Origin of the sequence: Leptolyngbya sp. GGD, assembly GCF_026735145.1 — a bacterium.
Classification (GTDB): Bacteria; Cyanobacteriota; Cyanobacteriia; order Leptolyngbyales; family Leptolyngbyaceae; genus Leptolyngbya; species Leptolyngbya boryana.
Genome location: NZ_JAPQKE010000001.1, coordinates 993,576 through 1,015,396, shown reverse-complemented (window position 1 = coordinate 1,015,396; position 21,821 = coordinate 993,576). Strand labels below are relative to the sequence as shown.

The 21,821-nt window shown below is 46.5% G+C and carries 23 protein-coding genes; 14 read left to right on the top strand and 9 right to left on the bottom strand.

Annotation, left to right across the window (positions count from 1 at the left end; all coding sequences use genetic code 11):
* Window positions 1-42: 42 nt before the first annotated feature.
* The 3 genes from OU814_RS04700 to OU814_RS04690 are packed head-to-tail and all read right to left on the bottom strand — an operon-like array spanning window position 43 to window position 1,363.
* Window positions 43-450, bottom strand: a complete 408-nt coding sequence (locus OU814_RS04700; RefSeq protein ID WP_268180945.1) for a type II toxin-antitoxin system VapC family toxin — start codon at window positions 448-450, stop codon at window positions 43-45.
* The gene (locus tag OU814_RS04695) at window positions 438-683 is read right to left on the bottom strand and encodes a hypothetical protein (RefSeq protein WP_268180943.1); all 246 of its coding nucleotides are present in this window, start codon (window positions 681-683) and stop codon (window positions 438-440) included. Before OU814_RS04695 ends, OU814_RS04700 begins: the two co-directional genes overlap by 13 nt.
* A gap of 26 nt (window positions 684-709) precedes the next feature.
* Window positions 710-1,363 carry a class I SAM-dependent methyltransferase gene (locus tag OU814_RS04690; RefSeq protein ID WP_326498278.1) on the bottom strand — a complete coding sequence of 218 codons (654 nt, stop codon included), beginning with the start codon at window positions 1,361-1,363 and terminating at the stop codon, window positions 710-712.
* Window positions 1,364-1,461: 98 nt separating this feature from the next.
* Between OU814_RS04690 and OU814_RS04685 the strand changes: the two genes are divergently transcribed.
* Entirely contained in the window at window positions 1,462-2,622 is a 1,161-nt protein-coding gene (locus OU814_RS04685; RefSeq protein ID WP_268180941.1) for a sigma-70 family RNA polymerase sigma factor, read from the top strand.
* Between the two features lie 124 nt (window positions 2,623-2,746).
* On the opposite strand, the gene OU814_RS04680 is transcribed toward OU814_RS04685, so the two are convergent.
* A complete protein-coding gene (locus tag OU814_RS04680; protein WP_268180939.1) occupies window positions 2,747-3,190 on the bottom strand; it encodes a globin family protein in 444 nt (147 codons plus the stop codon).
* A 312-nt stretch (window positions 3,191-3,502) separates the two neighbouring features.
* Between OU814_RS04680 and OU814_RS04675 the strand changes: the two genes are divergently transcribed.
* Window positions 3,503-4,777: a hypothetical protein gene (locus tag OU814_RS04675; RefSeq protein ID WP_268180937.1), complete on the top strand. Its 1,275-nt coding sequence runs from the start codon at window positions 3,503-3,505 to the stop codon at window positions 4,775-4,777.
* Between the two features lie 38 nt (window positions 4,778-4,815).
* Window positions 4,816-5,829: an isochorismatase gene (locus OU814_RS04670; RefSeq protein WP_268180935.1), complete on the top strand. Its 1,014-nt coding sequence runs from the start codon at window positions 4,816-4,818 to the stop codon at window positions 5,827-5,829.
* Between the two features lie 44 nt (window positions 5,830-5,873).
* On the opposite strand, the gene OU814_RS04665 is transcribed toward OU814_RS04670, so the two are convergent.
* From OU814_RS04665 to fldA, 4 genes are all read right to left on the bottom strand, one after another.
* Window positions 5,874-6,269: a COG3650 family protein gene (locus OU814_RS04665; protein ID WP_268180933.1), complete on the bottom strand. Its 396-nt coding sequence runs from the start codon at window positions 6,267-6,269 to the stop codon at window positions 5,874-5,876.
* Window positions 6,270-6,419: 150 nt separating this feature from the next.
* Entirely contained in the window at window positions 6,420-6,803 is a 384-nt protein-coding gene (locus OU814_RS04660; RefSeq protein WP_268180931.1) for a VOC family protein, read from the bottom strand.
* A gap of 12 nt (window positions 6,804-6,815) precedes the next feature.
* Window positions 6,816-7,547, bottom strand: a complete 732-nt coding sequence (locus tag OU814_RS04655; RefSeq protein ID WP_026148898.1) for an alpha/beta fold hydrolase — start codon at window positions 7,545-7,547, stop codon at window positions 6,816-6,818.
* 228 nt (window positions 7,548-7,775) lie between these two features.
* On the bottom strand, window positions 7,776-8,288 hold the full coding sequence (gene fldA / locus OU814_RS04650; protein ID WP_268180929.1) for a flavodoxin FldA: 513 nt from the start codon (window positions 8,286-8,288) through the stop codon (window positions 7,776-7,778).
* Window positions 8,289-8,791: 503 nt separating this feature from the next.
* On the opposite strand from fldA, the gene OU814_RS04645 reads away from it, so the two are divergent.
* The 8 genes from OU814_RS04645 (at window position 8,792) to OU814_RS04610 (ending at window position 17,880) form a co-directional block, all read left to right on the top strand.
* On the top strand, window positions 8,792-10,156 hold the full coding sequence (locus OU814_RS04645) for a CHAT domain-containing protein (RefSeq protein ID WP_268180927.1): 1,365 nt from the start codon (window positions 8,792-8,794) through the stop codon (window positions 10,154-10,156).
* A 63-nt stretch (window positions 10,157-10,219) separates the two neighbouring features.
* Window positions 10,220-11,353, top strand: coding sequence for a DUF1822 family protein (locus OU814_RS04640; RefSeq protein WP_268180925.1), 1,134 nt, complete (start codon window positions 10,220-10,222; stop codon window positions 11,351-11,353).
* Window positions 11,354-11,362: 9 nt separating this feature from the next.
* Window positions 11,363-13,702 (top strand): CHASE2 domain-containing protein, encoded by a 2,340-nt coding sequence (locus tag OU814_RS04635; protein ID WP_268180923.1) that lies wholly within the window; start codon window positions 11,363-11,365, stop codon window positions 13,700-13,702.
* A gap of 23 nt (window positions 13,703-13,725) precedes the next feature.
* Window positions 13,726-14,493: a DUF928 domain-containing protein gene (locus OU814_RS04630; protein ID WP_017290280.1), complete on the top strand. Its 768-nt coding sequence runs from the start codon at window positions 13,726-13,728 to the stop codon at window positions 14,491-14,493.
* A 41-nt stretch (window positions 14,494-14,534) separates the two neighbouring features.
* Window positions 14,535-15,326 carry a HipA family kinase gene (locus tag OU814_RS04625; RefSeq protein WP_017290281.1) on the top strand — a complete coding sequence of 264 codons (792 nt, stop codon included), beginning with the start codon at window positions 14,535-14,537 and terminating at the stop codon, window positions 15,324-15,326.
* A complete protein-coding gene (locus OU814_RS04620; RefSeq protein WP_268180920.1) occupies window positions 15,304-15,717 on the top strand; it encodes a DUF3037 domain-containing protein in 414 nt (137 codons plus the stop codon). The genes OU814_RS04625 and OU814_RS04620 overlap by 23 nt, the downstream gene beginning before the upstream one ends.
* 28 nt (window positions 15,718-15,745) lie before the next feature.
* Window positions 15,746-16,912, top strand: a complete 1,167-nt coding sequence (locus OU814_RS04615) for a PQQ-dependent sugar dehydrogenase (RefSeq protein WP_326498277.1) — start codon at window positions 15,746-15,748, stop codon at window positions 16,910-16,912.
* 95 nt (window positions 16,913-17,007) lie between these two features.
* Window positions 17,008-17,880, top strand: coding sequence for a 50S ribosomal protein L11 methyltransferase (locus tag OU814_RS04610; RefSeq protein ID WP_268180918.1), 873 nt, complete (start codon window positions 17,008-17,010; stop codon window positions 17,878-17,880).
* A 124-nt stretch (window positions 17,881-18,004) separates the two neighbouring features.
* On the opposite strand, the gene OU814_RS04605 is transcribed toward OU814_RS04610, so the two are convergent.
* Window positions 18,005-18,832, bottom strand: coding sequence for a PHP domain-containing protein (locus tag OU814_RS04605; RefSeq protein ID WP_268180916.1), 828 nt, complete (start codon window positions 18,830-18,832; stop codon window positions 18,005-18,007).
* 25 nt (window positions 18,833-18,857) lie between these two features.
* Between OU814_RS04605 and nei the strand changes: the two genes are divergently transcribed.
* The 3 genes from nei to OU814_RS04590 all read left to right on the top strand — a co-directional run bounded on the left by nei (window position 18,858) and on the right by OU814_RS04590 (window position 21,821).
* A complete protein-coding gene (gene nei, locus OU814_RS04600; protein WP_268180914.1) occupies window positions 18,858-19,676 on the top strand; it encodes an endonuclease VIII in 819 nt (272 codons plus the stop codon).
* A 113-nt stretch (window positions 19,677-19,789) separates the two neighbouring features.
* On the top strand, window positions 19,790-20,488 hold the full coding sequence (locus OU814_RS04595; RefSeq protein ID WP_268180912.1) for a TIR domain-containing protein: 699 nt from the start codon (window positions 19,790-19,792) through the stop codon (window positions 20,486-20,488).
* Between the two features lies 1 nt (window position 20,489).
* Window positions 20,490-21,821: a VMAP-C domain-containing protein gene (locus OU814_RS04590; RefSeq protein ID WP_268180911.1), complete on the top strand. Its 1,332-nt coding sequence runs from the start codon at window positions 20,490-20,492 to the stop codon at window positions 21,819-21,821.

Genomic DNA, 21,821 nt, shown 5'->3' with positions numbered 1-21,821 from the left:
AAAGCATTGCGCTTCTGTAAATTTGAGCAGAAGCGCAATGCTTTAAATTGAAACAAAATTCAGATTCGGCACGCGATACATGGGTTTCGTGGGTTTCTCCGTTGTGATGAACTCATCTACATTGCAAGAAAGTGCTGCTGCAATGTGCAAAGCATCGATACTGGCTAGACCGTAAGTAGAAGCGATTTGTCTCGCATCCTGAAGCAGTTTTTCGAGATTAACTGTCCAATGCGCAACTGTTGCAAAATAGGCTTCATAGAATTCAAGCTCTTGCCGTTTTTTGTGATAGGTCGCTTTCGCGAGAACTTCTAGCTGTATGAAAGGACTAGAGACAAACTCCCAATTCGTATCACTCAAGATATTCAACGCGAGAGCAGAATCCACTGTGTTACCTCGTGCTGCAATAATCAGAACTCCTGCATCTAGGAAGGTTCGTCTTATTCGTCCCAATTGCTGATGCCTCCGCGTCGTTCTGCGAGTTCTCGCTCAAGGTCTTCTCGACTAAGCAGTGGTTCACCCGATGCAACAATTTCAGCGCGAAGCTCACGCAGTCTCTTACCCAGTGGGCTGATTTCAGGCTCTTCTTTGGGTTCGGGAAGCGTGTTGATAAACTCCCAGACTTGTTGCTGCTGTTCTGGGTTGAGTCTGCGGATTTTTTCAATGACTAATTCTTCAGTGGTCATAGAAACGAGCCTCACTTTTCTCCATTTTATTCGACCCGACTCGCAATCACTGCATAAAACGGATCACCACCTCCCATCCCTAGCATCTGGAACACAGGCGGAATCTGAGATTGTTTGATCACCACTTCCGGTTCTGAAAATCCAGGTACAGCTTTGAAATAGTTTTTGACGAGTTCAACGCGATCGCGTTCTGATCCGTCTCGCCAAGCGGCAATCGCTTTTTGATAAAACATCCGATTCGAGAAGCTAATGATGACAATTCCACCCGGTTTGAGCACTCGATGAATCTCAGTAAAAACGGCTTCGGGATATTGAACATACTGCACAGACACCGTATTCAAAACCGCATCGAAGGATTGATCCGGTAAAGGAAACTTCGGATCTAAATTCAAATTCTGCACAAAGTAATGATTTAACCGAGGATTGCGAGCGAGTTCTGCGGCATTCAATCCATGTCCTTCGATATGCTCAAACTGCACATCGTCCGGCAAATGCGACACCCAGCTACTCATCATGTCGAAAATCCGCGAATTTGGCTTTAAGCGATCGCGATACAGATCCGTCAATTGTTGAATAAATCCTGTATCAACATGCGTGACAAATCGAGGCTGGTCGTAAAACAATTTGTCATCGGTGGGATCTAATTTCTCGCGTTGATTCGGATTAAGCAGCATATTCATAAGAGGTAGAACTATAAACTTATGTTAACAAACAAGATTTGACTCGAATTGGGCAACAGGTCATGATGAGAACGGCAATGATCTAGGATGTTGGCGATATGCGTGTCCGTCAAAGCATTCCCGAACTATTCTCAACCTTTTTGCGATTTGAATCCGATCAAATCACAAGCTGGAGCACCGATTCGAGATTGCATCGCAGCATTCAGAAGCATTTGGCTCAAATGCCCGAAGAAACCGCCGATCGCTTTTGGGTAATGTATTGGCATCGCTGCTGGAGAAAAGAGGAAGCCTCTCCACGTCAGCAAATTTCAGCAGGGCATATTTCGGCTTATTTGCAAGAAGCGTGCTACTGGAGTGTGCAAAAGATTCAACCTAAAACTTCGTCGCAGCAATTTCAGCTTGCCGATTTGTTTCAAGTTGCGATCGCTGCCGTGCCTAAAATTCTCAAAGCCTGCGATCCCGACGAACGAGCCAGCCTGAAGACTTATGCCAGTTCCGCATTTGGCAACGTAGTTCGAGATTGGTTACGCCAGCGTCGAGAGATTGATCTGTGCAATCATTGGGGATTGCTCTTGAAGCTGAGCCGCAAACGCTTAATTGAAGCGCTGCAAGGATTAGATGCTTCAACGATCGAGCAATATCTCACAGCTTGGAAATGCTTTGAACTGTGTTATCTACCTGCAAAAACGCTAGGCATGAGACAGAGTGCGGCTCCCAGTGCAGAAGTTTGGAATGCGATCGTCACCCAATATAAAAAAGAAACAGGCGAAGCGGTGAGTCCAGCCACTTTGGAGCGTTGGCTAACCGATTGTGCAAATCGGGTGCGATCGCAGTCTTTTCCGACGGTCTCCTCTTTAAATATGCCAAGACCTGGACAAGACGATGGCGAATTACAAGATGAGGTTATAGATTCAAGAGATTCGCTATTAACTGAGTTGATTGAGCAAGAAGAACAGCGGGAAAGGCAGGATCAGCGATCGCAGCTCAATCAAGTCTTGGAAACTGCGATCGCCGAATTCGATGCGTCTGTCCAACAACTGTTACAGCTTTATTACCAGCAACAATTCACTCAGCAGCAGATTGCGAAACAGCTTGAGGTGCAACAGTACACAGTGTCCCGAAAGTTATCGAAAGCGCGGGAAGCATTACTGTTGAAATTAGTTCGGTGGAGTCAAGCGATCAATCCTGCAACTGACCCAGAAGTGATTAAGAGCATGGGTCTAGTTTTGGAAGAATGGTTACAGAAGCATTATTCGTGAACGATCTGTACTAACCTTCAGTATGGTCTAGGCTTCCAACTTCACAGAGAATAGTCTCTGCGATCGCAACTCATCACTTAATTTGAGCGAACTAAATCCATCAGTATCTCACATCCCCAAGCTCCTAACGTTTCTGAAGGGCAGGAGACAGAATTTCAGGGGAATAGGCTGCACCACTTAACATCAGTTCTGTCACAACTGAATATGCTTCGCTCCATGCCTGTTCAGCGTTAGGAGTCCAAGCCTCTCCTAGACAAAGGGCGAGTGCTTTCAACAACGTGCTGCCCACCATCGGATAATGTTCGGGCAGCACCCCGTATTGGATATGGCGAGTGCCTAAACCCTGAAGTGGGTGAGCCAAGCGATCAGGATGACGGAGACTTTCTACAACTAGGACAAGCGATTGAAAGAGCTTCTTGGCTTGGTCTTCCATATGGGTGTTTGCAAAAAGCGGCTTGACCTCTGGATAGTCGGCAAATAAATTTGTGTAGAAGTGATTCGTAAACTTAAGCTCCTGTGCTTTAATCTGCGAAAAACTGGACTCTAACAATTCAACATTTAAAGGCATACAGCGCTTCCTCTTGTTCACTTTTCACAAAGTATTAGACTCAGATGAATTAATCTATGAGGTAGCTCATTCAGGCAATAGATGAGCGATCGCGAGAAAAAATGCTGAGGAGAGTTTGACGGGCAAAATACAGCAAGACAATCTCTTCAAATTTCTCTTCAAATTTGAGTTGCTTAGGCAGGTTGAAGACCTGTCACAAATTAGATGCTTCAAACCACTAAGATCACGGCTTAATAGAAGAATAATCACGGGGATACGATCGATACAGACGCGCCCTGAAGCTTCCCCGATTCAGGCGGTGAGAAAAAACCTATGCTTTCAAGACTTCGGCGAATCATTCGGCAATTTTTTACTAGAACCAGAACGATCAATAAACAGCCCTTAAACCCGGCAAGCCTGATCGTGCTGATCTTGATCGACATCTTCATCCTTGTAAATGTCTTTACAGGACTCAATGATATTAGCAATTGGGTTCTCAGCCCCACTCAAGCCAATCCTTGCTACACGGCATGGCAAAACTATCGAGAGTCCAAAGACAAAAATAAAGATTTCAATATCGTCCGTGCTGCCGCAGATAAAGATTTCTACCCTCCAATTTCGAGCTTCCCGCCAAACTCAGCAAATCAGACCTTACAAGACAGTTATCGACAGAATTCAAGAGGACAATTGGGCGATGTATCGCCGACCTGTCAAGGGTTTGCCACCGCTGCCGATAAAGTCAATACGCCAGACAACGAAAAGCTCGTGAAATCGATCGCTCAAAAACAAGACGCGATCGCGAAACTTGAAAATAGCAATCGAAATATTCGCGCTCAATATGATTCAACTCTACTCGAAAAGATTGCAGGTCAGAATCGAGAGCAATCAATCAACAATGTTGGCGCAGAAAAAGCAAAACAACAACTCGATAATAATAATCAGCAAATTGCTCAACTGAGACAAGAAATCGAGAAACTTAAAGCTGATTTGTTAGCAAAATCAGAAAGCACTGCATTTCTCAAACTTCTGAATGACGGCAACACCTTTAGTGAAGTTGAAAGAAGCTATAAACATGCTTCTTTCTGGTATCCCAGCATTCAACTGACCTTACAAGCGCTCTTTCTCGTCCCGCTCTTGATTGGAGCCGCGATCGTCAATCGATTTGCCGAGCGCAAACGCTACGGATTAGTTGCACTGATTAGCTGGCACTTGCTGATCATTTTCTTCATTCCGTTGATTCTGAAAGTCTTTGAATTTCTCCAAGTCGGTGTCCTGTTCAAAGTTCTGTTTGATCTGATCAGTACAATTTTTGGAGGATTAGTCTTTCTGGTCAGTTATGCCTACATTTTGATTATCCCGATCGCAGGTTTCGCACTGATCAAACTGTTCCAGACCATTGTGAAAAAATCGAAACCTCAGCCTTCGATTTTAGTTCAACAATCTCGCTGTCTTAACTGCACCAGAGTTCTCAAAGGCGGAGAAGATTACTGTCCTCACTGTGGCTATCACCAACATCACGAGTGCCACAATTGTCACCAACCGACTTATCAGCATCTTCCCTACTGTCGCAACTGTGGTGCAGAACAAAATCCGAGTGAATCAATTTAAGAGAATTCATCTACGATCGATAAAAATCGGGTCAGCCTATGTATCCCATTCCTTCATTCTTCGATCGTACTTCTGTGAGTTCGGTGTGGCGTGTTCCTTATCAGCAACGCGCCACCGATGCAGAAGCCTGGGCAAAACAGCATCAGATCACCCCCGCTGCTGACGATCGCAAACGCATTTGTCTATTAGCGATCGATGTACAAAATACCTTCTGTCTTCCCGATTTTGAGTTGTTTGTGGGGGGTCGATCGGGTCAGGGTGCGATCGAAGACAATGTGCGGCTGTGTGAGTTTATCTATCGCAATTTAGGAACAATCACCGAGATTGCTCCCACGATGGATACTCACACGGCAATGCAAATCTTTCATCCGATTTTCTGGGTGAATGAAGCAGGAGAGCATCCGATTCCAGCGGCAACCTTAATTCAATTTGAAGATGTGCAAAATGGAGTCTGGCGGGTCAATCCCTCGGTTGCAGCAAGTTTGCAAGCAAGCTATGACAGGCTGAATCAGCACGCTTTGCATTATACGAAGCAACTCACCGACGCAGGGAAATATCCTCTAACGGTATGGCCCTATCACTCAATGCTAGGTGGAATTGGACATGCGTTAGTGTCAGCCGTTGAAGAAGCAATGTTCTTTCATTGCATTGCTCGCAGTAGTCAGACCAGTTTTGAAATCAAAGGCAATCACCCTTTAACTGAAAACTATTCTGTTCTGCGTCCTGAAGTGTTGACAACCACGGGTGGTGAATTGCTCGCGCAAAAAAACAGCCGCTTGATTGAGAAATTGTTGAAGTTTGATGCGGTGATTATTGCAGGTCAGGCAAAAAGTCATTGTGTCGCTTGGACAATCGATGATTTGCTCACGGAAATTCAAGTCTATGATCCTAACCTAGCTCAGAAAGTGTATCTGCTCGAAGATTGCACTTCCGCAGTCGTTGTACCGGGCGTTGTCGATTACACTGAGCAAGCAGATCAGGCGTATGAACGATTCGCAGCGGCTGGAATGAAGATTGTGAAATCGACAGATACGATCGCGGAGTGGGTTTAGTGGGGAGTGGGGAGTAGGGACAAGCGCTATTTCTCCCCATTTCCTTATTTCGGTTCTGCACAACCCTCGCGGACTGTATTTCCCATCATCAAAGTTGCAGCGTAGGGATAGTTCTTATCTGACATCGTATCGCTACAGGAATCGACTTTCTTAAGAACTAAGATGTTATTTCCTTGTAAACGGTAGACTCGAACATTGTCGATCGGGCGACCCTGTGCCCCGATTGGAGCGACATACGGGAAGGTGCGCGGCTTTGTATCAGGAGTCGTATAAACAATGCCTTTTTTGCCGATCGTAATATTCCAGAATGGTTCATTTCCTCGAACAATAAACTCGCGTGCTGAATTTGCAGAAGTTGGAACCGGAGTTTTTGCGATCGCGCTTAGAGAAACAACAGAAGCCATGCCAACAAAGGCAACACACCATAACCAAGATTTCATGATATTGAAAATACAATGAGTAAAGAATCGAGCAGCCCAAAATCGCTTGTGTGCTCAATCATTTACACAATTACCATCAACCTGATTCCGGATCTGCCTGCTCTGATCCATGGCTTGATCATGAATTAAGAGTTCAATCGCGATCGCGGATCAGGACTCATCGCTCAAAAGCTCACGAAGTTGATGATCATCGACAGGCTGTAATAGATTGAGCAAATGTCCGTCAGGAGTTCTCACCAAAGCAACTTTACCGAAAGATAGTTGGCGAACAATCCCTTCTAATCTTCCGCCCATCGCTTCGAGATCTTCGACCGTGGTATACACATCTGCCACATGAAAACTCAAAATCGGTGAACTTTCAGTTTGATATGAACGAGTTGTAGCATGTAGCGCAATCTCTGTTCCGTCTGCTTCTAGCTCTGCCCAAGTTTCTGTGACTACATTGACTTTTAGCCCCAATCCTTCCCGGTAAAACTCTACAGAAGCACTAACATTCTCAACCATGAGAATAATCTGTCTAAATTGTGTCGTCATTTTGATTGCTCCTCAAGCTGTCAACTCTAGCTCAGGCATTCGAGAAAGAGATTGCCAAAACTGCACCACTTCATTTCCAACTGGCTCTGGATGAAAAAAGTGAAAGAAATGCCTGCCCTCGGGGCATCGCCATAAGCGATCGCCTAATTTCAACATCCGGCTCCATTGAGCATGAGATCGCCGATCGATCACCGAATCATCATTGGCAGCACAGACTAATAATGGGATTTCGACTCCACCTTTTGGCAATTGCACCAATCCGTATAGCGAATGGAGACTCGGTGATGTTTCTAAATCTCGATCGAGTAATGCCACAAACGCTTGAGTCTGGAAGGGCAGATGTGTGCCGAATAAGTTTCGTACCATTTGTCCCAAAACCTGCTGACGGCTACAGGGTAAAAGCTTCCGTTGAACGTAATAATGTGTATGCCAAGTAATTGCAGGTTGAGCAGCTACGCTGAAAAGCGTCAGTGACTTCACTTTTTCAGGATAGAGACGAGCATATAACAGTGCGACAATGCCACTGGTTCCATGTCCAAGTAGATGAACAGAATGGTGCTGAGTCTCTAAATACTGATGGAGAAGTTCAACGGCACTCGCTAAAGAACTTGCTTCGTCTAGATCTTGCTCATACTGCCATAATGCGATCGTTGCTTGTCGAGAAAGATACTGTATCAAAGGACGATCTAAAGCTTTCACTCCAGCACTTGCACTAACCCAAACTGCATCTACCACCTGATCCATCGCCATCTCCTTAACAAATTGAATTCTAAATTGACCTGAGCTTCGACCAATCAACTCGCGCTCATACTCATCCGCTCCGGAGTAGAATTCGGGGCAGATGAGCATCAGTGCGAGCGGCTTACCAAGCTTTAGGTCAAGTGAACTGCTCTAACCACAAACTCAGAATCAGGATTAATAATTTGTCCATCTTTGTCACTCCTAGACTGTTGCAAAATCAGGCAATACAACTTAGATGCCAAATGCAGATTTGAGTTGAGTCGCCCAAGCTTTGATCCGTTCGTCTGTCAGATCGGATTGGTTATCTTCATCAATGGCAAGTCCGCAAAATTTATCTCCGCGAACTGCCTTCGATTCTTGATGCTCGTAGCCTGCGGTGGAAGTCATCCCCACCGTTTGTCCTCCGAGCCCAGAAATTTTTTCTTCCAAGATCCCCATTGCATCTTGGAAGTTATCGGCATAGCCAATCTGATCGCCACAGCCAAAGTAGGCAACCTTTTTGCCATTGAAATTGATATTGTCTAGCTCATCGTAAAAGCCTTCCCAATCGGCTTGAAGCTCTCCAATGTTCCAGGTGGGACAGCCGATGATGAGGTATTCATACGGTTCAAAATCTTCAGAACTTGCATTGGCAATATCGCTCAACTCAACGATCGAGTCTCCTCCCAGTTGAGCTTGAATTGCTTCTGCAATTGTCTCTGTGTTGCCAGTTTGCGTGCCGTAAAATAAGCCGACCTTTGCCATCGTTGATCCTTCATTCTGTGAGTTACTTATGCGTGCCTTATTGATTAAAAGTCTCAATAAGCTTCAAGACCAAGCTTACCATTTTTATTGAAATAAATTTGCATCTAAGGACTGTTAAAAAATATTAAAAAAACGAGCAAATAAGAAAAACCAGACTTTCTAAGGCTTTGAGAGCGCAAAGTCTGGTTTAAATTTGCTTGTTTAGAACTTAAGTTGTTGAGAAAAAGTCTAGGTTAAATTGTGGCGCGATGGCAAGGTTGTTGAGACAAAGCTTTTCGGGGCCACCCAATATTCCAGCCTGATTTTGAATGCGAGGCGACTTTTTCAGGGCGTTGCATAACTGCTCATCTTCATTCGTGTAAATGAACACGATCGCTCGATGCAGTCTGATCTATTTCTTAATCTTTTTCCATCCCCTGAGCTTTGATGTTAAAAAGACTGAAACGCCCTAATTCTCAGCTTGTGATTCATTTGCTTTATTCAAATCCCTTGGTGAGAACGCTATGAAATATCCTCAATGGTTCCTACCCATTGTTCTGGTTGCCTTGCTGATTACAGTCGGATGTTCCCACTCCAATGTCACGATCTCGGCACAGGAGGATGTTCTTGCTCAAAGTCCGAGTTCTGTCCTCAAACCAGAACCCGATCGCGTGACTGAAGCGCTCGATCGTTCAGATGTGCCTGAAGCCATTCGACAAATCGAAATCCGCTGGAAAAACCAATACGAAGACTATTTTCAAGGAAAATTCAAAACCCAAATTGTGCCTGCTGCGGAAATTGCACGATCGCTGAACCAGATCAATCAACGCACGAGACGGAAATCGGCTTTATTCTATGCAATTCCAAGCGCGAACCATTTAGACTTGATGCTGGTCACTGCCAACGGTAAACCCATTCATCGCCGCATTACCGCCGCAAATCGATCTGTTCTCACTCAAACGCTGCAATCTTTTCGCATGGGAGTTGTGCGAGACGATTCTGACCCGGACGATTACTTAGTCCCCGGACAGCAACTTTATCGCTGGATCGTCGCACCCTTAGAAGCGCAACTTCGAGCCGAGGGGATCAATCAGATTATCTTCTGCTTGGGCAGTGGGCTAAGGAGCTTACCCCTTGCAGCATTACATGATGGGCAGAAATTTTTGATTGAGAAGTATAACTTAGCGATTATTCCGGCGTTTAATTTACTCGATCGACAATCGCGTACCTCTCCCAACACTGAAATTCTCGCGATGGGAGCCTCTACGTTTAGCAATAAACCGCCCCTGCCCGGTGTACCGATCGAGATTGCATCGATCACCCAAACTCCCTGGCAAGGCACATCTCTGTTGAATCAAGAATTTACGCTAAAAAACCTCAGGGCACATCGACAAAAAACTCCCTATGGCATTGTGCATTTAGCAACTCATGCTGAGTTCTCGTCTGGCGATGTGAATCGGTCTTATATTCAATTTTGGGATCAGCAGTTGAAGTTGAGTCAGCTTCAAGACTTGGGATTACAAAATCCGCCTGTACAGTTGCTCGTGTTGAGTGCTTGTCGAACTGCATTGGGAGATACGAGAGCAGAAATGGGATTTGCAGGATTGGCAGTGAAGGCAGGCAGTAAAGCTGCGATCGCGTCTTTGTGGTCAGTCAGTGATGCCAGTACATTAATGTTGATGAAAGAGTTTTATCGAGCCTTGAAATCGGCTCCTGTCAAAGCAGATGCCTTACGAGAAGCCCAGATTGAGATGATTCAAAACTCCGATCGCCTTCGGGCACAAATTCGCGATCGTCGATTGCCGGAAGAAATCAGAGCCTTGGCGGATCAGAATTTAGCGCATCCGTATCATTGGGCAGCCTTTACGCTGATTGGAAATCCTTGGTAGGTTGCATAAGTTCAGATCTTGCAACGTGAATACCGCTATGTCGCACACCCAAACGATCTTCCTATGACTTACTTAAACGCTCTAGCTCAACCTGTTCTAGAAATTCCGCCATCGATCAATGCTGCTGCTTGGCAAAATCGATCTCGCACTGCTCCGGCTCGCTGGAACACATACCTCAATCAGGTCTGTTCTCAAACCGTTTCAGATTGGCTTCAAGACGCTCGTGAAACTCTAGATCGAACTGCGTTGCAGAATCTCTGGCAATTAGTCAATGGAACATCGTTTCGGCTCGACGCTCATCGCATCATTCTGATTCCAGATAAAACAATGGATACGCGCGAATTTCGTGTCCCGCAAGAATGGGTCGATATTCCGAGTTGGGTGGGGGATTACTACTTTGCGGCTCAGGTCGATCCCGATGAGGCGACGATTTTAATTTGGGGATATACGACTCATGCTCAGTTGAAAGCTTTGGGTGAATATGATGCAAGCGATCGCATGTACAGCTTAGATGCAGAACAAATGTCTCAAGATTTTGCTGTCTTTGCATTGACGCGAGAACTGTATCCGCAAGCAGTTACTCGTGCTGAGATTGCGGCACTTGCCCCTGTTCCTGCGGTTCAAGCTGAGAATCTTGTGCAACGATTAGCCAATCCCGAAATTCTCCAACCTCGCTTAGAAATTCCCTTCCAACTCTGGGGAGCATTACTCGAGCAATCTGAATGGCAACAAAGATTAGGGCAATTGCGACAAGGCGTGAGAAGTGTATCGCTGCGCCAATGGTTGCAAAACACGATCGCAGAAGGCTGGCAAACCCTAGACAGCTTACTGGGTGATGAACCTGCTCTAGCTTATCGCTTCCGTCAAACGGCTGATGCAACTCGTCCCACGGTTCAATGTGTCAAAATTTTAGAACTCAGAGAACATACCTTCTGGTTGTCAGTGGTGATCGAGCAAGAAGAGGACGATCGCTTATCGGTGCGGGTGCAACTGCGAGGTGCAGAACGCGATGAAATCCTACCGAGTGGAGTAATGCTAACGATGCTTTCGAGTGCAGGCGAGGTTGTGCAATCGGTGGAAGCCCGCGACCAAGATAATCTGATTCAACTCCGTCGTTTCCGATGCTCGGCGGGAACTGAATTCAGCTTACAGATTTCATTTGATCGAATTCAAGTCACTGAAGACTTTATTGCATAGGTGCGAACAATGGATCATCTGATTGTTCTCAATCTAGGGCAAGGCAACTGGAAAGATGGATTTCCCACAGTTATTGCTCAACTGTGGGAGTCTGGACGATCGACCCCGATGCAGTTTACGGGCAGTCTGCCTGCGACTCCAACTTTAGTCGATCGCTTAACTCGCTGGCGGTCAATTTATACAGCCCTCTATGCTCACCTTGGGTTACGTCGCTCAGAATTTGAACTCGATGACGATGAACCGACTCATATCTCTGCGGCTGAATTTCATCAACTGACGCACGAAGTTCAAAGTCAATTTAATCTCTGGCTTAGTGCTAGTTCCTTTCGGGCGATCGATCGACAACTTCGCACCCGCCTTTCCCCGAAAGATTCAATTCGGCTGATGGTTGTAGCGCACGATCGACAGATTCTTCAATTACCTTGGTGCTTATGGGATTTTCTATCGGACTATCCTTACGCAGAGGTCGCATTGAGCTTGCCGGAATTTGCGCGATCACTGCAGCTTCCGAATCCGAATCGCCGCAAGAAAGTACGAATTCTCAGCATTCTCGGCAATTCTCAAGGCATTGATGTCGAACGCGATCGCGCTTTGCTGCAAAAGCTTCCGAATGCAGAAGTTCATTGTTTAGTTGAGCCGACTCCTCAAGCTTTACAAGAGAAGCTCTGGCAATCGGCTTGGGATGTTTTATTTTTTGCGGGACATAGTTCGACAGATGTGAAAGGCTACATTCAAATTAATCGAACCGAAACATTAACGATCGAGCAATTAAAGTACAGTTTGCGTCATGCGATCGCGCAAGGTCTGAAGCTTGCGATTTTTAACTCTTGTGATGGGTTAGGGCTAGCTCAGGACTTAGCTGATTTACAACTTCCGCAAGTGATTGTCATGCGCGAACCTGTACCGGATCACATTGCTCAAGAATTCCTCAAATCTTTTCTCAGTTCATTTTCGAGTGGGCAGTCTCTCTATCAGTCGGTGCGAGAAGCGAGAGAGAAATTACAGGCATTAGAATCTGACTTTCCTTGTGCGACTTGGCTACCTGTGATTTGTCAGAATCCCTCTGAAGTTCCTCCAACTTGGCAGGATTGGTGTGGTCAAAAACGGCAGTTCTTACCCCCAATGTCGCGATCGCAGCTACAAACGATCGCACTCAGTACCCTTGCGATTACTGGATTAGTCTCAGGAATTCGCTGGTTTGGAGCAATGCAGTCGATCGAACTTCAAGCGTTTGATGTGTTGATGCAACATCGCCCAGTTGAACCACCTGACCCGCGAGTCTTGATTGTCAAAATTGAAGAAGAAGACATTCAGCGACAGCCTCAGAATGGCGGATCGATCTCTGATGAAACGCTCGATCGCGTTTTAGAAACGTTAGAACGTCATCAAGCGCGTGTAGTAGGGCTTGATCTCTATCGCGACTTTCCCACCCAACGTCCGAGCTTAAAAAAGCGCATGGCACAGATGGCACAAAATGCTCAACTCGTCGCCATCTGCAAACGTCGCGATCCTGACTCCAATGATCCGACAGGCATTGCACCGCCTGCTGAAATCAGTGCTGATGCCGTTGGGTTTAGTGACGTTGTGCAAGATCGCGATGGTGTCTTGCGGCGGCATCTCCTGTTTGCAAGTGCCGATGAGATTGGCACTTGTGCGACGGCTTATTCGCTTAGCGTTCAGCTTGCCTTTCGCTATCTCAGTACTCAACCGTCTCCGATCGCGCCAGAGTTTACTTCTGATCAGCATTTGAAGTTTGGCAGTACTGTGTTTCCGGCTTTAACTGAACCGACGAGCGGCTATCAGCGCTTTGATGCACGAGGTAGCCAGATTTTGCTGAACTATCGATCGACAAAATCCCCGATCGAGGTCGCGCAGCAAGTAACCGTTCGCCAATTGCTCAACGGTGAAATGAATCTCAATGCTATTCAAGATCGGATTGTGCTGATTGGCGTAACGGCTCCGAGCGCAAAAGACTATTTTGCAACGCCTTATGGTAGAGGCTTTTCGCAACAACTCCCAGGTGTGATGGTTCAGGCACATATGGTCAGCCAGATGATCAGTGCTGTTTTAGATAAACGACCTTTGCTCTGGGTTTGGTCAACTGCGATCGAGGTGATGTGGATCGGAGCTTGGACAGTGTTCGGAGGCTTACTCATCTGGCGGTTTCGTCAGTTGAAATGGATCGCGATCGCAGGTGCAGGCTGCATTTTCCTCCTGATTGCTGGATGTTGGTTTGTGCTAACTCAAGCCGGATGGATTCCGCTCGTACCAGCATTGCTAGGATTTTTGCTCAATGGCGGCACAGTTGCCTACCGATTTCTTGCTTCATCTCAACCGAACTCACTCTAAACCGAATTTAAGAAGGATCAATTATGAAGTTCAAACCGTCTCAAATTGCCTTAAGCGTCTCATTGCTCAGCGTTGTCTCGATCTCTCAATTTACTTCTGCTCAGCAACGCATTCGATTTACTCCACCGCCTTCTCCGAGTACCAGTACTCCGTCCGATCGTGGCACAGGTGCAGGTGCTCGCGGATGTGATAAAGAATTTGCGGGATTAAAAGCTTTAGTGCCATCGCCATCTCCGAATGATCAGTGGGGCTTAACGGTCAGCGATCGACCAACCATTTGGTTTAATATTCCAACCGGGGTCAAAGCAGGCACGCTTGTTGAATGGAAACTACGGAATGCTACGAATAAAGTGATTTACAGAACTACAACGCGCCTACCCAAAACAGATCCAGGCGTTGTGAGCTTTTCGATTCCTGAATCCGTTGCTCCGTTAGCAGTTTCGACCTATCAATGGGATTTTGCAATCTACTGTGAGAGTGGAACTCGTGACCCGAACAATCCGAGCGACGATATTATCGATCGACCTTTGGTGAAAAAAGGACGAGTTCAAAAAGTCTCTGTACCTCCAGCTTTGCAGCAAGAATTAGCAGAGGCTAAAACTCCATTAGATCAAGCAAAAGCTTATGCAAGATACGGCATTTGGTATGATGCTTTAACCGTCTTGGGCAAACAAATTCAAACGGCTCAAAAGCCGGATAAAGCAATCTTGGAAGCTTGGAATGAATTGCTCCGACAACAAAAACTAGAAGGCAAAGCCTCGGCAACGGTAACATCGTGCTGTAAGTTGTGAGGAGAAGAACCCAAGCAATGCGCCTGTCTACCTCATGAGTGATGCTGACGATGGAACTACGATCGATTCAAGCTACGAGATACGTCACCCCTTTACGCGAAGGTGGATCACTTCCTGCGATCGTAGAAGCTGATGATGATGGCATGTATGTCCTCAAATTTCGGGGTGCGGGACAGGGTGTAAAATCTCTGATTGCGGAACTAATCGCTGGCGAACTTGCGCGATCGCTCGGCTTACCTGTTCCAGAAATTGTATTCATTGAACTTGATCCAGACTTAGCCCGCACTGAGCCTGATCCAGAAATTCAAGATTTGATTCGAGCGAGTGCGGGTCTGAATCTTGCACTCGATTATCTACCTGGATCGATTACGTTCGACCCCGTTGCAGGCAAAGCCGAAGCTGAGCTTGCCTCTGACATTGTTTGGTTCGATGCTTATGTGACCAATATCGATCGCACTGCTAGAAACGCCAATATGCTAGTTTGGCATCGCAAACTTTGGCTAATTGATCATGGCGCTGCCTTGTACTTTCAGCATACTTGGACGCACTATCTCGATCGCAGTCTCGATCGCTTTCCTGCGATTAAAGATCATGTGCTTCTGCGCTTTGCCACTCACCTCGAAGCAGCTCATACCAAGATGACGGCGCGCCTGACACCTGATATCATCCGTCACATTATCAATCTCATCCCGGACAGTTGGCTGGTCGAAGGTTCTCCATTTACAGAGCCAGATCAGCATCGGGAAGCGTATGTTGAGTATCTACTCAAGCGCTTAGAGTCATCGCAGATATTTTTGGAGGAAGCGATTCGTGCCCAGTCACTTTACTTATGATTACGCTATTATTCGCGTTGTCCCCAAAGTTGAGCGCGAAGAATTTATCAATGTTGGGGTGATTGTTTCTTGTGGTGTGAAACGCTTTCTCGACGCTCGGATTGAGTTGGATGAATCGCGCTTACTCGCGCTTGACCCAACTCTAGATATCGAAATGATCCGCGAACATCTCGCTGTGATTCCCAAGATCTGCCAAGGCGGAGCGCAAGCAGGCGCGATCGGACAACTTCCTCATCGAGAGCGATTTCATTGGCTGGTCGCACCCAGAAGTACGATTATTCAGACTTCTAAAGTTCATACCGGGCTTTGCCAAGATCTTCAGGCAGTGCTAGAACATTTGATGAACCGCATGGTTAGGAAAAATGCTCATGTTGAAACAGTTCACTCTTAGGACGCAGATCGGTAGGGTTGGCATAGCAATGATGCACGCATTTGCCATCGGCATTGCGGCATGTTCTTCTCCATCTGCGAATACTGCTGCGCCTGCACCTGCTGCTCAAACAACCCCAACCAATGGAACAACTCAGGGATTTCGGCAGACAAAGGTCTTAGAAGGATTAGAAAACCCTTGGAGTATGGCTTGGCTTCCTGATGGCACCATGCTCATTACTGAAAGACCCGGTCGGCTACGAATTGTTCGCGATGGCAAGCTAGATCCGACTGCGATCGCAGGTGTGCCCGAAGTCTTGGCAACAGGGCAAGGCGGATTGCTGGATGTTTCTGTTCATCCTCGATTTAGCGAAAATCGATGGATCTACCTCACCTATGCGCACGGTACACGCGACTCAAATCGTAGCCGTCTTGCGAGAGCGACCTTTGACGGCAAAGCATTGCGCGATGTGCGAGTCATTTTTGAAGTCGCTCAAGCCAAATCGGGTGGACAGCATTTTGGATCGCGAATTCTTTGGTTGCCGGATAACACGATGCTCGTTGCAATCGGAGATGGTGGAAATCCTCCCGTTCAGCTAGGAAGTGAGCTAATTCGCGAGCAAGCTCAGAACTTACAGAGTCGTCTTGGCAAAATTGTGCGCTTGAATGACGATGGTTCCATTCCGTCGGATAACCCGTTTGCAGCAAATGCGAAGGCAGATTCAGCGATTTGGAGCTATGGACATCGCAACATTCAAGGGCTTGCCTTTGATCCTGGCGCGAAAAGAGTTTGGTCAACTGAACACGGGTCGCGGGGCGGTGATGAATTGAATCTTATTGCAGCGGGTCAGAACTATGGCTGGCCTGTGGTTACACATAGCCAAGAGTACTTTGGTGGTGAGATTTCACAGGAACGATCGCGACCTGGCATGGTTGATCCAAAAACGGTTTGGACTCCAGCCAAGGCTCCTTCTGGGCTTACATTTTATACGGGCGATCGCTTTCCTGGCTGGCAAGGAAATCTATTCGCAGGCGGTCTAGTATCTCAAGATGTGCGTCGAATTGAGTTAGATCAAGCTGGAAATGTCCGAAGTCAGCAATCGATCAAGATTGGGCAGCGGGTGCGAGATGTCCGGCAAAGTCCAGATGGATTGTTGTACATTCTCACGGATGCATCGAATGGTCAGTTGATTCGATTAGAGCCGACAGGTGGCTAAGTTAGTAAAGCGCAGCAAGCGTGTACAGTGGTCGTGGTGTGTCAATGTACCTTTAGAATGAGAAATCGTGCGTGCTGAAGCTGGACTGTGTATTTATGAGTTTGATCGAACTGAGCTTAGATGCGACTGAAGAGGCGATCGATTGGATTCGATCGCTTCTCGCAACTGTAAATTACACAGGAGAGCTTCAAATCGAGAAAGGTGAATCTCCTTGGGCGTTTCATGTTCGGTTTTATTTAAGCGATCGTACGAAATTAAATCAGATCGAACAGGCTCTTTCTTCGTTGTATCGAACCGGAATGACAACAGAATTAGAAACCGCGATCGTCGAACAAAAAATAGAATCGACTGCTGAATCTTATCGAATCGGGAATCGTTTCGTTATCGGTTCTGCCAATCAAACGGATGATATCGCGCTCAACATTCAAGAAAGTCTGGCATTTGGCAGTGGATTTCATCCCGCAACGATTCTCAGTCTGCGATTGATTGAACGGCATATCACACCTGGATTAGAAGTCTTGGATTTAGGCTGTGGGTCTGGAATTTTGAGTGTAGCAATCGCAAAGTTAGGTGCGAAAGTTTTAGCGATCGACAATGATGCGATCGCAGTTGAGGCAACTCAAAAAGCAGTTGAGCAAAATACAGTTCAAGATCTAGTCACAGTTCAATTGGCAAGTTTGGGAAAAGGAAGTGAGCTTGGACATTGGATGGGAGGCGAAACCGGGGAAGTGTCGGAGATCGAACCCAATGAAAATTTCGATCTGATTGTGGCAAATGTGTTTGCGCGAATTTTGATTCGGTTGAGTGAGGATTTGAAAAAGGCAGTGCGATCGCCAGGCCGATTAATTTTGGCAGGATTTACGATCGAATATGAAGAGGAATTGACCGAAACCTTGGGAGCATTAGGATTTGAGTTATGCGATCGGCTTCAAGAAGGGGATTGGATCGCACTGGCTTATCAAATCTGAATTGACATTGGATACAAAAAACCCCCGACCAAATCGCCAGGGGTGAATCATCAGGGTGCATCTACCATTCCCCTATACCCAACAACCCCTCTCAATCCGGAAAATTGCCGAAAATTTTCCCTAATCAACGCCTCAATAGTTCTGCCGCTTGCTTTACAGGCTCTAAGAGATCTAAAGAAACATGCAGGCTATTCAGCGATCGAAACTCATCCGCTTTCACGTCCGCAGGCATTCCGTGAAAATCACTGCCGCCCGTCATTAACAAGCCATACTTGGCGCACATCTCTTTTAACCGTTCTGCCTGCCACAACGTATGACTCGGATGAAAGACTTCCACGCCCATCAAACCTGCTTCGACTAATTCCGGCAAAATATCCTTCACAGGTCTGCCTCGATACAGAAACGGATGCGCCCAAACCGGAACCGCCCCACAGTCGCGTAAAAGCTTAATGCCATCGACCGCACTAAATTTTTCATACTGCACAAATGCAGGTTGAGCATCGCCGAGAAATTCATCAAATGCATCGCGTGTTGATTCTACATACCCCGCTTTGACCATTGCAGCCGCAATATGCGGGCGACCTGGAGCCATGCCTTCACCCATTTCGGGCAGTTCGATCGGATAGCCCAGCGCTGCCAATTTATCGATCATTGCTTGAGCGCGACGTTTTCGGCCTGCAAGACGTTCGTTCAGCGGGGGAACTAAGCGATCGCGATCCGGATAAAATCCCAAAATGTGCATTGAGCGATCGCGATAAACAGTACTCAATTCCAAGCCAGGCACAATCTCCAACTCAGGAGGAGCCGCCGCGATAGCTTCATCCCAGCCTGAAACGGTATCATGATCGGTAATTGCAAGCGCCCGGACACCTGATACCAAAGCTGCTTCGACTAGCTCAGTCGGCGTGAGCATTCCGTCAGAGAAAGTTGTGTGGCAATGTAGTTCTAACATGCTTCTAAGTTAACGCATTTTACTTATGCCTGAAGGTCCCGAAATTCGCCAAGCTGCCGATCAACTCGCCGCCGCACTCGTCAATCAACGGGTGACAGAAATGTTCTTTGCGTTTGAGCATCTGAAGCCTTATGAAGCAGAATTTATCGGACATTGTGTGACGGCAGTGCGGACTCGTGGCAAAGGTATGGTGATGAGTTTTAGCAATCAGCTTTACATCTACAGTCATAATCAGCTTTATGGACGTTGGTATGTCCGCAAGTTGCATTCCTATCCACAGACAAATCGACAGCTTAGATTAGCGATTCATGCCAAAAAATCGGCATTGCTTTACAGTGCTTCTGATATCGAAGTACTCCAACATTCAGATCTGGCTACCCATCCCTTTCTCAGCCGAATTGAATTAGATGTACTCGATGAGGCAGTCACCGTAGAACAGATTGCACAACGGTTTCGAGACAAGCGATTTTATCGACGACAGTTGCCGATTTTATTGTTAGATCAGCATTTTTTAGGCGGATTGGGTAACTATCTTCGCAGTGAAATTTTATTTGTTGCAAGGGTGTTCCCGACCTTACGCCCGGTAGACTGCTCAGACGATCAAATTGCAGCCCTTTCGCAAGCAGTTTTATCCGTGACTCAGCAATCTTATCAGACGAAAGGAATCACGAATGATTTAGAAATAGCAATGCGACTCAAAGCACAAGGCTACAAGCGCGGCTACTATCGGCACTATGTTTTTAATCGAGACAATCAACCTTGCTTTGTCTGCGGAACCTCGATCGTCAAAGAAATTCTGGGCGGACGGCGACTGTATTACTGTCCACATTGCCAAGCGAAGTAATCATACATCACAGCCTTCAAGGCTTAAGACTCTCTGTATTTCTCTGATTAGATCTTGGCATTTGATACAACGAATCGCTACGCTAGGGTTGCCCCTGAAATTTTCTGGAATTGATGAGCGAAACAAAAGATTTCTTTATCAGCTACAACCGCGCTGATAAGCAATGGGCGGAATGGATTGCCTGGATATTGGAAGAGGCTGGATATTCAGTATTGATTCAGGCATGGGATTTTCGACCGGGCGGTAATTTTGTTTTAGATATGCAGAGGGCAGCCGCAGAATCAAAAAAGACGATCGCGGTTTTGTCGGAGTCTTATCTCAAGTCTTCTTTTACTCAGCCAGAATGGGCAGCCGCATTCGTCCAAGATCCGCAATCTCTCGATCGTAAACTACTCCCAGTGCGGGTGAAAGAATGTCAGCCAGAGGGGATTCTGCGAGCGATCGTGTATGTGGATCTGGTTGGACTTTCAGAAACAGAGGCGAAGCAGGCTTTACTCGGTGCATTGGTTCAGCGGGCAAAACCAGAGACGCAGCCAATTTTTCCAGATAGCACAGCCTCCCCAGATAGCACAGCTAAACTTGAGCCTGCTAGTGCAGCATCTTTCCCAACTGCTGCGAGTCGAGTGCAGCAAATCAAAGCCAAAGGACTCCAAACTCAGCTTGAGAATTTGACCGCAGACTATGAAGCTTTAAACCAGCAATTGAGCAATACCATTGATGCAGTGGAGCGAACTCGACGAGAGCGGCAGTTAGATGCACTCGCTCAAGAGATGGAGAAAGTTGCAGAAAAATTGGATGTGCTAGGGGGCTAGGGTGAATCGACGCTTGCAGCTAAAACAAAAGCAACTCAAGGCAGATAGGCAACAACTTGATAATCTCATTGCTGAAGATGATGCAATCACTCAGCAACTTGGCTATGAAACGAATGCAGCAGAGCGGCTTCGGCTTGAGCGTCAACAAGAAGATTGTAGAGCGCGAATGGATAAACTCGCTGAAAAATGCGATCGACTTGAAGCAGAACTGCAAGAAGTTCAGGCAAAAGATGAAGTGCTCCAAACCCTGGTCAATCTTCTCAGTCTGGTTCAGTTTGAAATTTTGACGAAGATCTATCGAAACTGTTTAGCAGAGGGTCGTTCTCGATCGATTCCTGATACGGTTGAGGGTTTGGTGCAACAACTCACAGAGTTTCCGGGTGAAAAGCTGTTGCAATTTGTCAGGCTTTTGATGCAAGAGCCGATTGAACAGAAGGATGCTCTCAAAACTTGGGCAACAAAGCAGGGCATGACTTTACCCAACGAACTCACTCAGATGACTGAGGTTTGCCTGATGATTAGAGTTAAGCCTCGTCATGTCAATGACTCGTACATCGTTGAAGCCGCGATCGCTCAAGATCCCGATCCTTGGAATCCTGAGATTAGACCGTCGGAAAATTCGCTCAAAATTTCTCTAGCACCGAGTCCAAAGCTGGCTCTAGGCTATGCTCAAGAGGATTTGCCAAAAATTTTGAATGAGCTAATTGCAACTTGTGGAACTGAGTACAAAATTGCTTTGAGCGATTTAGTCATTCAATGGTTTTTACCGATCGAGCTAATGAGCTTACCGTTAGAACATTGGCAGATCCAGATTGGTCGCATTCAAAAACAATCGAATGGAATACGCTGTAAAGCGGTGATCGTTCGTTCCTGTGAACGCCGTGATTATGAGCTAGCTTCAGGAGATTGGCACAAATACTGGAAGCGACTACTAGAATTTCGAGAATCGCGCTGTTCTGAAACGCTTGTACCACTTGATCCGATCGCTCGTAAAATGACAATCAATTGGAAGAAAGCGAAAGTGCTTGGCTGCAAGTTTGTCGAGCATCATGAAGTGCAGAAACAAGTAGAATTCTGGGATGCGCTATTGGGTCAGGGCTTGCCTGTTGCGCTTTGGATGCGTCATTGTCAACAGGATCCTGAGAAAGCGAAAAAAGCCCTACAAACCGTAGCAAAATGCTCGATCGCTCAATTATCAGATTCTCTTGCAGAACATCGTCAAAAAGCTTTATCCCACGACTGCGAGACTGATAGGCTAGAAGCTGCTTCTCTTTGCCTGCTGCTCGACAATCCATTTCGCCCCTTTCCTACTATTGATTATCACAGTGCCTAG

Bases quoted from the DNA above. Each gene is read 5' to 3' on its own strand.
- OU814_RS04660 (WP_268180931.1), bottom strand. From the start codon at position 6,803: ATGACGACACAATTTAGACAGATTATTCTCATGGTTGAGAATGTTAGT.
- OU814_RS04640 (WP_268180925.1), top strand. From the start codon at position 10,220: ATGACTTACTTAAACGCTCTAGCTCAACCTGTTCTAGAAATTCCGCCA.
- OU814_RS04670 (WP_268180935.1), top strand. From the start codon at position 4,816: ATGTATCCCATTCCTTCATTCTTCGATCGTACTTCTGTGAGTTCGGTG.
- OU814_RS04685 (WP_268180941.1), top strand. From the start codon at position 1,462: ATGCGTGTCCGTCAAAGCATTCCCGAACTATTCTCAACCTTTTTGCGA.
- OU814_RS04635 (WP_268180923.1), top strand. From the start codon at position 11,363: ATGGATCATCTGATTGTTCTCAATCTAGGGCAAGGCAACTGGAAAGAT.
- OU814_RS04630 (WP_017290280.1), top strand. From the start codon at position 13,726: ATGAAGTTCAAACCGTCTCAAATTGCCTTAAGCGTCTCATTGCTCAGC.
- fldA (WP_268180929.1), bottom strand. From the start codon at position 8,288: ATGGCAAAGGTCGGCTTATTTTACGGCACGCAAACTGGCAACACAGAG.
- OU814_RS04615 (WP_326498277.1), top strand. From the start codon at position 15,746: ATGATGCACGCATTTGCCATCGGCATTGCGGCATGTTCTTCTCCATCT.
- OU814_RS04625 (WP_017290281.1), top strand. From the start codon at position 14,535: ATGCTGACGATGGAACTACGATCGATTCAAGCTACGAGATACGTCACC.
- OU814_RS04655 (WP_026148898.1), bottom strand. From the start codon at position 7,547: ATGGATCAGGTGGTAGATGCAGTTTGGGTTAGTGCAAGTGCTGGAGTG.
- OU814_RS04605 (WP_268180916.1), bottom strand. From the start codon at position 18,832: ATGTTAGAACTACATTGCCACACAACTTTCTCTGACGGAATGCTCACG.
- OU814_RS04675 (WP_268180937.1), top strand. From the start codon at position 3,503: ATGCTTTCAAGACTTCGGCGAATCATTCGGCAATTTTTTACTAGAACC.
- OU814_RS04610 (WP_268180918.1), top strand. From the start codon at position 17,008: ATGAGTTTGATCGAACTGAGCTTAGATGCGACTGAAGAGGCGATCGAT.
- nei (WP_268180914.1), top strand. From the start codon at position 18,858: ATGCCTGAAGGTCCCGAAATTCGCCAAGCTGCCGATCAACTCGCCGCC.
- OU814_RS04680 (WP_268180939.1), bottom strand. From the start codon at position 3,190: ATGCCTTTAAATGTTGAATTGTTAGAGTCCAGTTTTTCGCAGATTAAA.
- OU814_RS04645 (WP_268180927.1), top strand. From the start codon at position 8,792: ATGAAATATCCTCAATGGTTCCTACCCATTGTTCTGGTTGCCTTGCTG.
- OU814_RS04665 (WP_268180933.1), bottom strand. From the start codon at position 6,269: ATGAAATCTTGGTTATGGTGTGTTGCCTTTGTTGGCATGGCTTCTGTT.
- OU814_RS04695 (WP_268180943.1), bottom strand. From the start codon at position 683: ATGACCACTGAAGAATTAGTCATTGAAAAAATCCGCAGACTCAACCCA.
- OU814_RS04690 (WP_326498278.1), bottom strand. From the start codon at position 1,363: ATGAATATGCTGCTTAATCCGAATCAACGCGAGAAATTAGATCCCACC.
- OU814_RS04595 (WP_268180912.1), top strand. From the start codon at position 19,790: ATGAGCGAAACAAAAGATTTCTTTATCAGCTACAACCGCGCTGATAAG.